The 14,535-nt window shown below is 70.9% G+C and carries 12 protein-coding genes; 8 read left to right on the plus strand and 4 right to left on the minus strand.

What is annotated here, in order from left to right; translation table 11 throughout:
* Positions 1-30: 30 nt before the first annotated feature.
* The 3 genes from RGI145_RS17575 to RGI145_RS17585 all read right to left on the minus strand — a co-directional run bounded on the left by RGI145_RS17575 (position 31) and on the right by RGI145_RS17585 (position 4,161).
* Positions 31-963 carry a CobW family GTP-binding protein gene (locus RGI145_RS17575; RefSeq protein WP_075800168.1) on the minus strand — a complete coding sequence of 311 codons (933 nt, stop codon included), beginning with the start codon at positions 961-963 and terminating at the stop codon, positions 31-33.
* Between the two features lie 19 nt (positions 964-982).
* Positions 983-2,473, minus strand: a complete 1,491-nt coding sequence (locus RGI145_RS17580; protein ID WP_075799390.1) for an amidohydrolase family protein — start codon at positions 2,471-2,473, stop codon at positions 983-985.
* Between the two features lie 785 nt (positions 2,474-3,258).
* Positions 3,259-4,161: a LysR substrate-binding domain-containing protein gene (locus tag RGI145_RS17585; protein ID WP_075799391.1), complete on the minus strand. Its 903-nt coding sequence runs from the start codon at positions 4,159-4,161 to the stop codon at positions 3,259-3,261.
* Positions 4,162-4,430: 269 nt separating this feature from the next.
* On the opposite strand from RGI145_RS17585, the gene RGI145_RS17590 reads away from it, so the two are divergent.
* From RGI145_RS17590 to RGI145_RS17605, 4 genes are read left to right on the plus strand one after another with little or no spacing between them, the layout of a single operon-like run.
* The gene (locus RGI145_RS17590) at positions 4,431-5,780 is read left to right on the plus strand and encodes an LLM class flavin-dependent oxidoreductase (protein WP_075799392.1); all 1,350 of its coding nucleotides are present in this window, start codon (positions 4,431-4,433) and stop codon (positions 5,778-5,780) included.
* 52 nt (positions 5,781-5,832) lie between these two features.
* The gene (locus tag RGI145_RS17595; RefSeq protein ID WP_075799393.1) at positions 5,833-6,786 is read left to right on the plus strand and encodes an ABC transporter substrate-binding protein; all 954 of its coding nucleotides are present in this window, start codon (positions 5,833-5,835) and stop codon (positions 6,784-6,786) included.
* Between the two features lie 2 nt (positions 6,787-6,788).
* A complete protein-coding gene (locus RGI145_RS17600; protein ID WP_083670896.1) occupies positions 6,789-7,697 on the plus strand; it encodes an amino acid ABC transporter permease in 909 nt (302 codons plus the stop codon).
* A 20-nt stretch (positions 7,698-7,717) separates the two neighbouring features.
* Complete coding sequence (locus RGI145_RS17605) at positions 7,718-8,500, plus strand: amino acid ABC transporter ATP-binding protein (protein ID WP_269466552.1); 783 nt, start codon at positions 7,718-7,720, stop codon at positions 8,498-8,500.
* A gap of 39 nt (positions 8,501-8,539) precedes the next feature.
* On the opposite strand, the gene RGI145_RS17610 is transcribed toward RGI145_RS17605, so the two are convergent.
* Positions 8,540-9,238, minus strand: a complete 699-nt coding sequence (locus RGI145_RS17610) for a flavin reductase family protein (protein ID WP_075799394.1) — start codon at positions 9,236-9,238, stop codon at positions 8,540-8,542.
* Between the two features lie 241 nt (positions 9,239-9,479).
* On the opposite strand from RGI145_RS17610, the gene RGI145_RS17615 reads away from it, so the two are divergent.
* The 4 genes from RGI145_RS17615 to RGI145_RS17630 all read left to right on the plus strand — a co-directional run bounded on the left by RGI145_RS17615 (position 9,480) and on the right by RGI145_RS17630 (position 14,495).
* Positions 9,480-10,688, plus strand: coding sequence for an amidohydrolase family protein (locus tag RGI145_RS17615; RefSeq protein ID WP_075799395.1), 1,209 nt, complete (start codon positions 9,480-9,482; stop codon positions 10,686-10,688).
* 142 nt (positions 10,689-10,830) lie between these two features.
* Entirely contained in the window at positions 10,831-12,132 is a 1,302-nt protein-coding gene (locus tag RGI145_RS17620; RefSeq protein ID WP_075799396.1) for a cystathionine gamma-synthase family protein, read from the plus strand.
* Positions 12,133-12,272: 140 nt separating this feature from the next.
* Entirely contained in the window at positions 12,273-13,439 is a 1,167-nt protein-coding gene (locus RGI145_RS17625) for an ABC transporter substrate-binding protein (RefSeq protein ID WP_075799397.1), read from the plus strand.
* Positions 13,440-13,598: 159 nt separating this feature from the next.
* Positions 13,599-14,495 carry a transporter substrate-binding domain-containing protein gene (locus RGI145_RS17630; protein WP_027281926.1) on the plus strand — a complete coding sequence of 299 codons (897 nt, stop codon included), beginning with the start codon at positions 13,599-13,601 and terminating at the stop codon, positions 14,493-14,495.
* Positions 14,496-14,535 lie beyond the last annotated feature (40 nt).

A 14,535-nucleotide genomic window follows, 5' to 3' on the forward strand; every position in this document is an offset into this window, starting at 1 on the left:
CCGCCTGCCGCCGGGGCGGGGTGCTTCGCCCTACCCTGCCCCGGCGCTGCAGGCCTCCATCGCCTGTTCGATCTCGGCGGTGGACAGGGCGCCGATCTCCGCGATGAAGACGATCCGCGCGCGGGGCAGGTCCGGCGGCGGCGGGCCAGCCGGAGCCAGGGTCGCGCGGCCGCCTGCGAGCTGGAACAGGAACTGGCGGCCCGGCTGCTCCACGGTCTCGAACAGCCCCTTGGCACGGGCGAGGCGGGGTGCGAGCCGGGCGATGGCCTGTTGCAGCCGGGGCAGCGAGAGCGGCCGGCCGGAGGTCCAGCTCAGCGTCTCGAAACGGTCGGCGGTGGGGCGGCGGCGGCCCGGGTCGCGCGGTGCCGGAACATGCGCGGGGTCCTCCGGGAAGAGGAGTTCCAGGGGCACCCGGCCCTGCGGCGCATCGACGACCAGCGCCGCCGGGCGCAGCGCCTTCACGGCGGCGCGGACCCTGTCCCGGTCGGCATCGTCGGCGAGATCCGCCTTGCTCAGCGCCACCACGTCGGCGGCGCGGAGCTGGGTGCGGAAGAGCGGGTCCTCCAGCGCCTGAGCCGTGGCCGTCGCATCCACCACGCAGAGCACGGTTTCCAGCGGCGCCTCGCGCCAGATCACCGGGTCCATGAGGTTGCGGACGATGTCCGAGGGTTCGGCCACGCCGCTGGTCTCGATCACGATGGCCTCCGGGCGCGGGTCGCGCCGCAGGAGGTTGGCCAGCGTGCGCAGCAGGTCGCCTTCCAGCGAGCAGCAGATGCAGCCGTTGGACAGGCTGACGACCCCGTCGCTGGCGCCGGCGATCAGCTCCGCGTCGATGTTGATCGCGCCGAAGTCGTTCACCACGGCGGCGATGCGCCGCCCCCCGGCATGGGCCAGGAGGTGGTTCACCACCGTGGTCTTGCCCGCCCCCAGGAAGCCGGCGACCAGCAGGACGGGGACGGGCATGCCGCTCAAGGGGCCCGGTTCAGTGGGCGATGGAGGGACGGCGCACCGGCCGGCCGGGCCGGGCCGCCACGTCCATCACGCCATCGGCGATCACCGGCTCGCCGCTGACGATCAGGTGGCGCACGCCTTCCGAGGGGCGGTTCATCGCGCTGAACTCCGCCTTGTCGCTGAGCGTGTCGTAGTCGAAGACCACGACATCGGCATCGGCGCCCACGGTCAGGCGGCCCTTGCCAGCCATGGCGGGCGTGCTGGCCTCCAGGATCTGCGCCGGGATCAGCGAGACCTTGCGGATGCCTTCCAGCAGCGACACCGCCTGGCGCTCCCGCACCCAATGGCGGATGAAGCGGGTGAAGCAGCCGGCGGAACGCGGGTGGGAGGTGGCTTCCTCCGGCAGCGGCCAGGCATCGCCCGTGTAGGTGCTGCCATCCGGCATCGACCAGGGCATCGCGTCCGAGGCGATGGCGCCGTCCGGATAAAGCACCGCCATGTCGAGAAGCTCGCGGTGGCGCTCGTTGTGCTCGGTGTCGAGGACGTGCCACAGCACGAGCTGCGACGGGTCCTCGGCCTGCGCCGCCAGCAGCTCGTCGCGATCGCGGAAGCGGTGGCCGTCCGTCACGCGCTGCACGGAATCGTAGCCGAGGCCGTTGCGGGATTCGAAATGCGGATCGCTGAAGAAGGCCGCCGCCAGAACGGTCGAGCCGGTGCCGTAGGGATAGGCCTCGACGGTGATGTTCAGCCCCTTGAGCTGCGCGTTGCGCACCAGCTCGTAGCAGCGGGCGATGTCCGTCTTGCTGGAACTGTTGAAGTGGCAGATGTGCATGTGCGCGCCGGTCGCCGCGGCATAGCCGATGAGGCGGATATAGGCCTCGGCCGCGCTCTGCGGATCGATGCGCGCCATGTAGGCGACATGCGTGAAGGTCGGCACGTTCCTGGCGGCGGCGAGGCGGCAGACCTCGACCAGTTCCTGCACGCCGGCGCCGGGCGCATAGGCGTTGAGGATGCCGATGCCGATGCCGCCTTCGTCGAGGCCCTGGGACAGGCGCTCCAGGATGCCCTTCACCTCGGCCTCGGTCGCGATGTTGTCCATCCAGCGGCGGTCGCGCATGGCGCGGCCGAAGGCCTCCAGCGAGGATTCCTCGTTGGTGCCGATCATGGCGCCGATGCGGGCGAAGGCCCAGTTGGTGGCGGCACCGTAGTTCAGGATGCGCCCTTCCGCCGCCTGGCGCCGGTACCAGGAGGCGACGGGCATCACGCCGGCTTCCAGGTCCAGCGTCGTGGTCACGCCGTCGAAGGCCTGCATGCGGTCAGCGGGGATGGACTGGCCATGCGCGTGCAGGTCGATGAAGCCCGGCGCGACCACGAGCCCCGTCGCGTCGATCACACGCTCGGCGCCGCCCAGCCCGGTGCCCAGGGCGGCGACCTTGCCGTCGATCAGGGCGACGTCGCCCACGGCGTCCATCCCGCTCGCCGGATCCACCACCCGGCCGCCGCTGATCACCAAGCCACCCATTCCGTCACCTCGCGCCCCAGACATCCGCCCGCACCGGGCCGGCGGCGACGCGTGCGGCCGGCCCGGTGCGGGCGCGGCACTAGAAACAGATTTTCCGGGGCTGGCAATCGCAGGGGCCGGTTCCATGCGCGGGCCAGGGCATGCCGCCGGCCGTGCCATTTTAGCGCTTTAGCACTTTAGGATTTTAGGCCTTTATCCGCCTGGGCAGATGAAGGGCCTCGCCATGCGCGGCGGACGGGGGCTGCTTGAAGTCTCGACGGAGGGGCAGACGAAGCCGCGATTGGCGTGCTGCCAAGCAAGCCGGGGATGGCATTATGGAATTTGATTATATTCCTATATCCCGGGGTGGGTATGGAAGGCAAGGTGTTTACGGGGGCTATGACCCGATCCGTGCGGCGGCGGGACGCTTGGCCCGGGGGAAAGGCTCTGCCTTCCCCCCGATACCCCCCATCCGCCAGGACGCTGCGCGCCCTGGACCCCGTTTGCTGGCCCTTGCTGCGGCCGGATCGCGCCGGAGAGCATGGCTCTCTGGCGGACTGCCGGCGCCGCACGGACGGACAAGATATTTTTCGTCTTTTTCGGCGTCGCCGTATCCGCCCGTGCCTTGGGACCGGACCTTCGGGCTGACGGCCGCGGGAAGTGCCAACCCCTCGGGTCCAGGGCGCGCAGCGTCCTGGCGGTGAGGGGGGCCGGGGCGAGAGGCGGGGCCTCTCCCCCGGGGCTGGCCACAAGGCGCGACGCCGAACCTTTGCAGGCCCGCGGGCCGGTGCGTTCCGCCACCCGCATCAGGCAAGCGCCGGCGCGGCCGCGCAACGGAAATGCTCCCGCAGGAACCCGGCGAAGCGTTCGACGGCCAGGGAGACCGGGCGGCGGGTGGGGGTGAGGAGCGTCAGGTCCTCCGCGAGGCGCGGCGCGAAGGGGCGGATGAGGATGCCGCGGTGGCGGTTGTCCTCGGCGGTCAGGCGGTCCACCAGGGCGATGCCCATGCCCTCCATCACCAGGGCGCAGGCCGCCGAGGCCAGCGGCGCATCCACCCGGATGCGGGGCACGATGTCCCGCGCCGCCAGCTCGGCCTCCAGCCGCTGGCGGTAGCGGTCCGCCGCGGCCAGCGCCACCAGGGGTTCGTCGCGCAGGTCCACTGGGCCGAGAACCGGGCGGGACGCGAGGCGGTGGCCGGGGGGCAGGACGCAGACCGCCTCCACCGGCAGGAGGCATTCGCGCCGCACGCCCGGGGCCGGCACCTCGAACTGCACGAGGCCGAGGTCGAGATGCCCCGCCGCCAGGGATTGGGCGACCGAGAGCGAGTTCATGGTGCGGAGCGACAGGGACAGGCCCGGATGCTGCCGCAGGAATCCCGCCACCACGCCGGGCAGCCAGCCCGCCGCCGCCGCATAGGGCGCGCCCAGGACGAGATGCCCCTGCCTGAGCCCCTTCAGGTCGCGCGCGAAGCGGGTCAGGTGCTCGAGGCCGAGGAAGGCGCGCTCCACTTCCTTGAAAAGCGCCTGCGCCTCGGGCGTGGGGACGAGGCGGCGGCGTTCGCGCAGGAAGAGCGGGAAGCCGAGATCGCGCTCGATCTGCGCCAGCATCTTGCTCACGGCCGGCTGGGTGATGCCGAGGCGATCGGCGGCCTCGGTGATGGAGGAGGCGGTCATGACGGCGCGGAAGATCTCGCACTGGCGCAGGTTCATGCCGGGCCGCCTTCATAACCTTTTGGAATGGAAACAGGCATCATTAGTACTTTGACGGCAAGAGGCGGCTGCCCCTAGGCTTTGCCCAGGGACAGGACAACACCGGCGCAGCGCGGCTCCACCAGGATTTCGGGACACTGGCCAGTGGGACATGCCGGGAAAGGCGCGGGTGCTTGTCCGCCATGCTTCGGCGACCTCCGGTTCCGGCCCCCGTGCCGGGCGCGGAAGCCGGCACGCCTCCCTGACCAGGACCTTCGGAGAATGACGGCATGAGCGGCCATCGTCGCGACATGAAGCTCGGCTTGAACATCGTGGCCAATGGCGCGCATTCGGCGGGCTGGCGGATGCCCGATGCGCAGGAGACCGCGGCCATGGACTTCGCGCTCTGGAAGCGCCTGGCCCAGGCGGCGGAGCGGGCGCGCTTCCACTTCATGTTCTGGGCCGACGGCATCGCGGTGCGCCATTCCGCCAAGAGCGACGACGAGCTGAGCTATCTCGCCCGCATCGATGTCTTCGAGCCGCTGACGCTGATCGGCGCCCTGGCGGCGGTGACGGAGCGGCTGGGCTTCGTGGCCAGCGCCTCGACCACCTACAACGAGCCCTACCACATCGCGCGCAAGTTCGCCTCGCTCGACCATATCAGCGGCGGCCGGGTGGGCTGGAACGTCGTGACCTCCTGGAGCGAGCAGGAGGCGCACAACTTCGGCAGCGACCGGCTTCTGGCGCACGAGAACCGCTATCGCCGGGCCGAGGAGTTCGTCGATGTCGTCTTCGGCCTCTGGGACAGCTGGGAGGACGACGCCTTCATCCGCGACAAGGCCTCCGGCCGCTATTTCGATCCGGCGAAGCTGCACAACCTGCGCCACGAGGGCGAGCATTTCCGTGTGGCCGGGCCGCTGAACGTCGCGCGGCCGATCCAGGGCTATCCGGTGATCGCGCAGGCGGGCTCCTCGGGGCCCGGGCAGGTGCTGGGCTCGCGCATCGCCGACATCATCTACACGGCGCAGAAGTCGCGCGAGGATGCCGTCGCCTTCTACAGCAGCGTCAAGTCGCATGCCGCGGGCACGGGGCGCGACCCGGAGAGCATGCTGGTGATGCCGGGCATCATGCCGATCCTGGGCCGCACGCGGGCGGAGGCCGAGGGCAAGTTCGCGCAGCTCCAGGACCTGATCCACGAATGCCTGGGCCTGCCGATGCTGGCGTCGTCCTTCGGCGACCTGTCCGGCCTGCCGCTGGACGGGCCGCTGCCCGCGCCGCTGGAGAACAGCAACGCGGTCAAGAGCGGGCATGAGAAGCTGGTGCGGATGGCCCGGCAGGAGGGCATGACGATCCGCAAGCTCTATCAGATCGTCGCCGGTGCCTCGGGGCACAACCTCGTGGTGGGCACGGCGGCCGATGTGGCTGACCTGATGGAGGACTGGTTCACCGCGCGCGGCTGCGACGGGTTCAACATCATGGCCTCCCATCTTCCGGCGCCGGCCTACGAGGCCTTCGACTGGCTGGTGCCGGAGTTGCAGCGGCGCGGCCTGTTCCAGACCGAGTATGGCGGCGACGGCACCTTCCGCGGCAGCCTCGGCCTGGCGCGGCCGGCGCACGACTCCCACCGCAAGCGGGCCTGAGCCCGCCTTTCCCCGAACGATGCGACCCGCTGTTCCCGAGGAGAACCACAGCATGCCCAGCCGCACCGTCCGCCGCCTCCTGCGGCCCCTGCTCCCGGCTGTCCTGCTCCCAGTCACCCTGGCCGCTGGCCTGATGGCCATGCCGGCGGGCGGCACCTGGCTGGGCATCCGCCCGGCGGCGGCGCAGGCCCCGGCAGCGGCCACGGCGGCGATCACGGCATCGCCGCAGCCGGAGATCATCGCGCGGCTGCCCGCGCGCCTCGCCGAGAAGAAGGAGATCACGGTGGCGGTCGCCCTGGGCTCGCCGCCCGACGACTTCCGTGACGAGAAGGGCAACATCGCCGGCTGGGAGATCGACATCCTGCATGCGGCGGCCGATGTCCTGGGCCTGAAGCTGGAGTTGCGGCCCACCACCTTCGACACGCTGATCCCCGGCCTCCAGGCCAAGCGCTTCGATGCGGCGGTCGGGCAGATGGGCATCAGCGACGTGCGGCTGAAGGTCGTGGACATGATCGGCACGCTGCTGGGCAACGAGCTCTTCGCGGCCCGCGGCGATTCCCCGATCAAGGTGGACAGCCTCGACGACCTCTGCGGCCGCGCGGTGGCCACCACGCGCGGGTCGCGCGAGGTCGAGTTCGCCAACCTGCACCAGCCCCGCTGCAAGGAGCTCGGGCGGGAGCCGATCAACATCCTGGCCTTCAACGACGGCAACGGCGCGGCCGAGAGCCTGATGAGCCGGCGCTCCGACCTGTTCTGGCTGGGCTCGACGACGGTGAGCTATTTCGTCAGCCAGTCGCGCGGGCGGGCCAAGGTGGTCGGGCACTATACCGACACCAGCTATATCGGCATCGCCCTGCCCAAGGATTCCGACCTGTCGGCCCCCTTGCAGATGGCGGTGGCGCATCTGCTGGCGGACGGCACCTATCGCAAGATCGTGGAGAAATGGGGCCTGGGCGAAGGCGCCGTGCGCGAGGCGCCGCTGAATCCGACCGGGACGCCCCGCTGAGGATGGCGCAGGCGATCGCACGGCAGGAGGCGGCGGGCGTCGCCATTCCGGACCGGCCCGGTGAGGAAGGCGCGGCGCCGGACGTGGCGGCGCAGGACACGACGGAGGTGGTGCCGCTGCGCCACCCCTGGACCTGGGCGGCCAGCGCCGCCGTGGCCATCATCGCGCTGATGGTCGCGGCGAGCGTCTCGACCAATCCGGGCTTCCGGTGGCCCGTGGTGGCCGAGTACATGCTCGACGGGCAGATCCTGACGGGGCTGGCGCGCACGCTGGGCCTGACCGTCGCCGCCATGACGATCGGCCTCGTGCTCGGCACCTTGCTGGCGGTGATGCGGCTTTCCCGCAATCCGCTGCTTTCCACGATGAGCTGGCTCTATATCTGGTTCTTCCGTAGCGTGCCGGTGCTGGTGCAGCTCATCTTCTGGTACAATTTCGGGGCCCTGTACCCCACGCTCTCGCTGGGCATTCCCTGGGGGCCGAGCCTCTATACCGCGGACACCAATGCCCTGATCACGCCGATCTTCGCCGCGCTGGCGGGGCTGGGCCTGGCGCAGGCGGCCTATACGGCCGAGGTGATCCGCGCCGGCATCGCCTCCGTGCCGCGCGGGCAGACGCGGGCGGCCATGGCGCTGGGCATGACGCCGGGGCTGATCTTCCGCCGGATCATCTTTCCGCAGGCCATGCGCGTGATCATCCCGCCGGTCGGCAACGAGGTGATCTCGATGGTCAAGAGCACCTCCCTGGTCAGCGTCATCGCCCTGGCGGAGCTGCTCTATACCGCGCAGCTCATCTATTCCCGCACCTACGAGACCATCCCGCTGCTGATCGTGGCCTCGCTCTGGTACCTCATCATCGTGTCCGTGCTGTCGGCGGGGCAGCACTATCTCGAACACCGCTACCGGCAACGCTGAGGAGGACGGCGATGGGAAGCATGGCGACCGCGCCGGCCATGGAGACCAGCATGGTCCGCATGCGGGGGCTCGGAAAGCGCTACGGGCACCGGGAGATCCTGCGCGGCATCGACCTCGACGTGCGGCCGGGCAGCGTCATGTGCATCATCGGGCCCTCGGGATCGGGCAAGAGCACGCTGCTGTCCTGCATCAACCATCTGGAGCGCATCGACAGCGGGCGGCTCTGGGTGAATGGCGAGCTGGTCGGCTACCGCGAGCACAAGGGCCGGCTCTACGAGCTGCGCGAGAGGCAGGTCGCGCAGATGCGGCAGCGCGTCGGCATGGTGTTCCAGAGCTTCAACCTCTTCCCGCACATGACGGTGACGGAGAACATCATCGAGGCGCCGATCCGGGTGAAGGGCGTGAAGCCGCCCCTGGCCCGCAGCCGGGCCCAGGCCCTGCTGGAGCGTGTCGGCCTCGGGGACAAGGGCGGCATGTACCCGGCTCAGCTTTCGGGCGGACAGCAGCAGCGGGTGGCGATCGCGCGCGCCCTGGCGATGGAGCCGGAGCTGATGCTATTCGACGAGCCCACCTCCGCCCTCGATCCGGAGCTGGTGGGCGAGGTCCTGGCGGTGATGAAGGACCTTGCGCGCTCCGGCATGACGATGATCGTGGTGACGCACGAGATGGCCTTCGCCCGCGAGGTCGGCGACGACCTGGTCTTCATGGACGAGGGCATGATCGTGGAGCGCGGGCATCCGCGCAGCGTCCTGGCCGCGCCGCAGCAGCCCCGGACACGCGATTTCCTGGCGCGGGTGCTGTGACGCGGCCTTCCCGGGCGGGATGATCCGCCCGGTGTGATGTCAGCCTTCGCGCCGCGCCGGCACGCGCCCGGCGGCGTGGTCGCCGGCGCTCATGGTGGGCAGGTCGAAGCGCTGGCGGGTGCCGGCATAGCCGTGTCCGCCCATGCGGCCCACGGCATCGATGATTGCGGGGTCGATGTGCAGCCGCTCGTCCACCGCATCGGCGCGCAGATGTGCGTGGAGGACTTCGCCCAGCACGATCTCGCGGGAATTGCCGATTTCCAGGAAGGAATGCAGGCGGCATTCCAGAGCGGCGGGGGCGCGGGCGATCCAGGGGCAGGCGACGGCATGGCCGGGGCGGATTTCCAGCCCGGCCGCGGCCAGCTCGTCCACGCCCGGGGCGAAGGGGGTGGCGCAGACATTCATCGCCTCCACCAGCGCATCGGAGACGATGTTGACGGTGAAGCAGCCCGTGTCGCGGATGTTGCGGCCGGTGTCCTTCGGCGAGCCGTCGGCGCGGAACTCGATGCCCAGGGCCACGATGGCGGGATCGGCGGACAGGCAGTTGAAGAAGGAGAAGGGCGCCGCGTTCGCGCGCCCGTCCGCCCCGATCGTCGTCACCAGCGCGATGGGGCGTGGCACGACGCTGCCGATCAGGATCTTGTAGCGTTCGCGCGGGGACAGGGCGGCGAAGTCGAAGCCCAGGCTGTCGGTGGTGCTGTCGGTGGTGCTCTCCGTGGTGCCGGTGGTGTCGCTCATGTCTTGTTCCTTCGGCATCGTCGCCGGACCAGGCGGAGGGGTCGTCCGACGGGGGACACCGGATCGTTCCGGTGCGCTCCGTGCGGGAGGCTCCGGGATGCCATCGACGGCGGCCCTCCGGCAAGCTCCGGCGCGCCGGCTTGAATCCCGGGGATCGCCGGCGCTTCATGGCGGCCCACGGCCGGGTGCTTCCGGCCCGCCATCGACCTGCCTGTTGCCCCATCTGGAGGAAACGCCCCGCATGACGCATGACCTGCTGCTCCGGAACGTCCGGCCCATGGGGGGCGAGGCCACCGACGTGCTGGTCCGTGGCGGGCACGTGGCCGCCTGGGGCGCCGGTCCGGATGCTCCCCTGGAGGCGCCCGGCGTGCCGGTGGAGGATGGCGCCGGGGCGTTGCTGATCCCCGGCTTCGTCGAGGCGCACACCCATCTCGACAAGTCGCTCTGGGGCATGGGCTGGCGCCGGCACCAGGCCGGACCGCGGCTGATCGACAAGATCGAGACCGAGCGCCGGCTGAAGAAGGAATGGGACATCGACCCGGCCCGCCAGTCGGCGCGGCAGGTGGTGCAGTCGCTGCGCATGGGCACGACGCATATCCGCACGCATGTGGATGTGGACGATGCGGTGGGCCTCGCGGGCATGGAGGGCGTGCTCGCCACCCGGGCCGCCTATGCCGGGGTGATGGAGATCGAGACCGTCGCCTTCCCGCAATCCGGGGTGATGGTCCGCCCGGGGGTGGCGGAGCTGATGGAACAGGCGATGCGCATGGGCGCGGATGTGGTGGGCGGGCTCGATCCCTGTGCCATCGACCGCGACCCGAAGGGGCAGCTCGATCTGGTCTTCGGGCTGGCCGAGCGCTTCGGCAAGCCGGTGGACATCCACCTGCACGAGCCCGGCCAGCTCGGCGCCTTCAGCCTGGAGCTGATCATCGAGCGCACCCGGGCGCTGGGCATGGAGGGGCAGGTGACGGTGAGCCATGCCTTCTGCCTGGGCGATCCGGACCCGGCACTGGTGAACCCGCTGCTGGAACGGATCGCGGCGCTGGACATCGCCATCGCCACCACCGCGCCCGCCAGCCGCCCCGTGCCCGCCGCCGCCACGCTGCGCGGCCTGGGCATCCGGCTCTGCGCCGGCTCCGACGGCATCCGCGACACCTGGGGCCCCTATGGCAATGCGGACATGCTGGAGCGGGCGATGCTGATCGGGCTGCGCAACAACTTCCGCCGTGACGAGGAGGTGGAGATGGCGCTGGACATCTGCACCCGGGGCGGCGCCGGGGTCATGCGGCTGGAGGCCTATGGGGTCGAGCCCGGCTGCCGGGCGGATCTCGTGCTGGTGGACGGGGAATCGCTGGCCGAGGCCGTGGCCGCCCGTCCGCCGCGGCGCCTCGTGGTCAAGCGCGGCCGGGTGGTGGCACGCAACGGCGTGTCCCTGGTCGAGTCGCCCTGACCGTGCCCGCTGCCCGCCCCACCGCGATGTGAATTCCGCCCCCTCCCCGCCCCCGGCATGGTCCGGCACCGCCCCCGGCAGGCGGCGCCGGCCGCCCTTCCTGGGCGGCGCGGGCGAGTTTCACGGCGGAAAGGCGAGGCGCATGGCTCAGGACCGCAGTCACAAGACCATGCTCGGCAACCACCGGCTGAGCCCCGAGACGCTGATGCTGGGCTATGGCTATGACCCGGCCCTGTCGGAAGGCGCGGTGAAGCCGCCGGTCTTCCTCACCTCCACCTTCGTCTTCCGCTCGGCGGAGGAAGGGCGGGACTATTTCGACGTGGTGGCCGGGCGCAAGCCGGCGCCGGAGGGCGGGGCGGGCCTCGTCTATTCCCGCTTCAACCACCCGAACAGCGAGATCGTGGAGGAGCGGCTGGCCCTCTACGAGGGGGCGGAGGGTGGACTGCTCTTCGCCTCCGGCATGGCCGCGATCGCCACCACCATCCTGGCCCATGCGCGGCCGGGGCAGGTCATCCTGCACAGCCAGCCGCTCTATGGCGGCACGGAAACGCTGCTGGCCCGCACCCTGGCGGAATACGGCATCCTGGCCGAAGGCTTTTCCCAGGGCACCGATGCCGGCGCCATCCGCGCCGCGGCGGACCGCGCCATGGCGCGTGGCCCGGTGGCGATGATCCTGGCCGAGACCCCTTCCAACCCGCTGAACACGCTGGTGGACCTCGCCCTGCTCCGGGAGGAGGCCGGGCGCGTCGGGGCTGCCCAAGGGGCAACCCGGGGCGGGAAGCGCCCGCTGCTGGTCTGCGACAACACCCTGCTCGGCCCGGTCTTCCAGACGCCCTTGGTCCAGGGGGCGGATATCTCCGTCTATTCGCTGACCAAGTATGTCGGCGGGCACAGCGACCTGATCGCCGGGGCGGCGCTGGGGTCGCGCGCGGTGCTGCAGCCGGTGCGGCTGCTGCGCGGCGCCATCGGCACGCAGCTCGACCCGCATTCCTGCTGGATGATCGGCCGCTCGCTGGAAACGCTGTCGCTGCGGATGCGGGCGGCGGCGGCCAATGCCGAGGCGGTGGCGGAGTTCCTGTCCGGCCATCCGCATGTGAGCCGGGTGCACGCGCTGGGACCGGACCGGGGCGACGAGGCGACGCGACGGGTCTATGCAGCGCAGTGCAGCGGCCCCGGCTCGACCTTCAGCATCGAGCTGCGGGGCGGGCAGGCCGAGGCCTTCCGCATGCTCAACGCGCTGCGGGTCTTCAAGCTGGCGGTCAGCCTGGGCGGGACGGAATCGCTGATCAGCCACCCGGCCTCCACCACCCATTCCGGCGTGCCGGCGGAGGTGCGGGCGCGGATCGGCGTCACCGACGGGCTGGTGCGGCTGAGCATCGGCATCGAGAACCCGGACGACCTGATCGCCGATCTCGCCCAGGCGCTGGCGACGCTGGACGACTGACCGCCCGCCCCCATGCGGGAGACCACGGGCCGGGGCGGCGGCCCTGGCCAAGCCGGGCCGTTCATGCAAAGGGTTCGCAACAACTTCGCGGCCTCTCGTCGCCCCGGCCGGGCGCGAGGCCACCGGAAAGGCGTTGCGCCATGCCCGAGACATCCTCTCCCCCCTGCCCGCCCCGCCGGGCCGTGCTGCGCCACGGGCTGGCCCTGGCTCTTTCGGGCTTTGCTGCCCCGCTGGCGGCCCCCGCCGTGTTGCGGGCGCAGGAGGCACCCCGCGCGCGTGACCTGCTGGGCCGGGAGATCGCCCTGAAGCAGCCGGCCCGCCGGATCGCCCTGGGCCAGGGGCGCCATCTCGCGGTGCTGAACCTGCTGCATCCCGATCCGGCCAGCCTTGTGGTCGGCTGGGCGGATGACATGCGCCGGGGCGAAGGGGCGGAGTACCGGGCCTATCTGAGCCGCTTCCCGGCGCTGGACAGCCTGCCGGTGCTGGGCTTCTCCACCGGGGTCGGGGTGCTGGAGCAACTGCTCACGGTGAGGCCGGACCTCCTGCTGCTGAGCCGCCGCAACGTCGCCGGCCTGGGCGGCGATGGGGCGGCCGCCAGTTTCTTCGCGCCGCTGGAGGCGGCGGGGGTCGCCGTGGCGGTGGTGGACTTCTTCGTCCGCCCGCTGCGCGACACGGAGCCGAGCCTGGAGATCCTGGGCCGGCTGCTGGGGCGGGAGGAACAGGCCGGCGCCTTCCTGGACTTCTACCGCGCGCGCATGCAGGCGGTGCAGGCGCGCCTCGCCGGGATCGGGGAGAACCGCCCCCGCGTGATGATGCACGCCCATGCCGGGGGGCTCGCCTGCTGCTTCTCGCCGGGCCGGGGCGTCTATGACGACTTCATCCGCTTCGCCGGCGGGCACAATATCGGCGCGGACAGCATCGCCACCGAGACCGGCCAGCTCAGCCTGGAATACGTGCTGACCCAGGACCCGAAGGTCTATATCGCCACCGGCGGCCCCTATGGCGGGCGCGGCGGGGTCAGCCTGGGAGCCGGGGTCGATCCCGCCCTGGCGCGGTCGAGCCTGGCGCAGGTGGTCGAGAGCCAGCACCTTTCCGGCCTCGGCGCCGTGAAGCAGGGCCGGGCCCATGCGCTCTGGCACGCCTTCAACGACTCGCCGACCCATCTGATGGCCATCGAGGCCATGGCGCGCTGGTTCCATCCGGAGGCGACGGACGGCATCGACCCCGCCGCCACGCTGGCGGCGATGAACCGGCGATTCGCTGCCGTGCCGATGCAGGGGACCTACTGGACCGACCTGGGCGCCTAGGCTTTTTCCGGCCCGGGTGCCGCGCCCGGCGGATGGTGCGGTGCTTTCCCGGCCGGCCCGCATGCGGACCATTGTGGAGGTGGCGACATTCTTGCTCTGCTCCCCGTCGCGGGGCCGGTTCATCCCGGCCCTGGGGGACAGCGAGGGGGTACACACCCGATGGACGACCAGACCAACCGCGCCAATCTCGTCCGGCGCGGATTTTTCGGGCTTTCGGCACTTGGCGCCGCGATGGGGACGGGCCTTGGCCTGCTGACGCCCAAAGCGGCGCATGCCCAGGCGGCGGGCAGGAGCAAGCTGCAGGTGGTGAAGGACCGCGGCAAGCTGATCGTCGGCACCGGCAGCACCAACCCGCCCTGGCATTTCGAGGACTCCAGCGGGAAGCTGGTGGGCATGGACATCGACCTCGCCCGGCTGCTGGCGAAGAACCTGTTCGACGACTACGACAAGGTGGAGTTCGTGCTGCAGGGCTCCGATGCCCGCATCCCGAGCCTGGTCACCGACAAGGTGGACATCGTGGTGCAGTGGATGACCGTCACCGGCGGCCGCGCGCAGCAGGTGGAGTTCACCATCCCCTATTACCGCGAGGGCGTGACGCTGCTGATGCTGGCGCGCGGCGGCAAGTACAAGACCTTCGACGAGCTGAAGGCCGCCGGCAGCGCCGTCACCATCGGCGGCATGCAGAACGTCTTCCTGGAGGAATGGGTCCACAAGGCCCTGCCGCAGGCGAAGGTCGATGCCTTCGAGAGCCCCGACGCCGCGATCCAGGCCCTGAACGCCCGCCGCATCGACGCCTCGATGCAGGACCAGTCCGCCGCGCGCTGGCTGATGCAGCAGGCGCCCGGCCGCTTCGTCGATGCCGGCTATGGCTGGATGCCGAACTCCTATGCCTCCGCCGTCAAGCCGGGCGACCAGGTGTGGCTGAACTACGTCAACACCGTGTACAAGGAGGCCATGATGGGCGTCGATTTCGACTACTTCGCCGCCTCCTACAAGAAGTGGTTCGGCATCGAGCTGCCGACGCCCAAGGTCGGCTTCCCGTCCGAGTTCTCCTGACCCTCCCGCCGCCCCGCCGGAGCCTTCCGGCGGGGCCCGC

Source organism: Roseomonas gilardii (assembly GCF_001941945.1).
Lineage (GTDB): Bacteria > Pseudomonadota > Alphaproteobacteria > Acetobacterales > Acetobacteraceae > Roseomonas.

Bases quoted from the DNA above. Each gene is read 5' to 3' on its own strand.
- RGI145_RS17620 (WP_075799396.1), top strand. From the start codon at position 10,831: ATGGCTCAGGACCGCAGTCACAAGACCATGCTCGGCAACCACCGGCTG.
- RGI145_RS17590 (WP_075799392.1), top strand. From the start codon at position 4,431: ATGAGCGGCCATCGTCGCGACATGAAGCTCGGCTTGAACATCGTGGCC.
- RGI145_RS17605 (WP_269466552.1), top strand. From the start codon at position 7,718: ATGGCGACCGCGCCGGCCATGGAGACCAGCATGGTCCGCATGCGGGGG.
- RGI145_RS17630 (WP_027281926.1), top strand. From the start codon at position 13,599: ATGGACGACCAGACCAACCGCGCCAATCTCGTCCGGCGCGGATTTTTC.
- RGI145_RS17585 (WP_075799391.1), bottom strand. From the start codon at position 4,161: ATGAACCTGCGCCAGTGCGAGATCTTCCGCGCCGTCATGACCGCCTCC.
- RGI145_RS17600 (WP_083670896.1), top strand. From the start codon at position 6,789: ATGGCGCAGGCGATCGCACGGCAGGAGGCGGCGGGCGTCGCCATTCCG.
- RGI145_RS17595 (WP_075799393.1), top strand. From the start codon at position 5,833: ATGCCCAGCCGCACCGTCCGCCGCCTCCTGCGGCCCCTGCTCCCGGCT.
- RGI145_RS17575 (WP_075800168.1), bottom strand. From the start codon at position 963: ATGCCCGTCCCCGTCCTGCTGGTCGCCGGCTTCCTGGGGGCGGGCAAG.
- RGI145_RS17580 (WP_075799390.1), bottom strand. From the start codon at position 2,473: ATGGGTGGCTTGGTGATCAGCGGCGGCCGGGTGGTGGATCCGGCGAGC.
- RGI145_RS17610 (WP_075799394.1), bottom strand. From the start codon at position 9,238: ATGAGCGACACCACCGGCACCACGGAGAGCACCACCGACAGCACCACC.
- RGI145_RS17625 (WP_075799397.1), top strand. From the start codon at position 12,273: ATGCCCGAGACATCCTCTCCCCCCTGCCCGCCCCGCCGGGCCGTGCTG.
- RGI145_RS17615 (WP_075799395.1), top strand. From the start codon at position 9,480: ATGACGCATGACCTGCTGCTCCGGAACGTCCGGCCCATGGGGGGCGAG.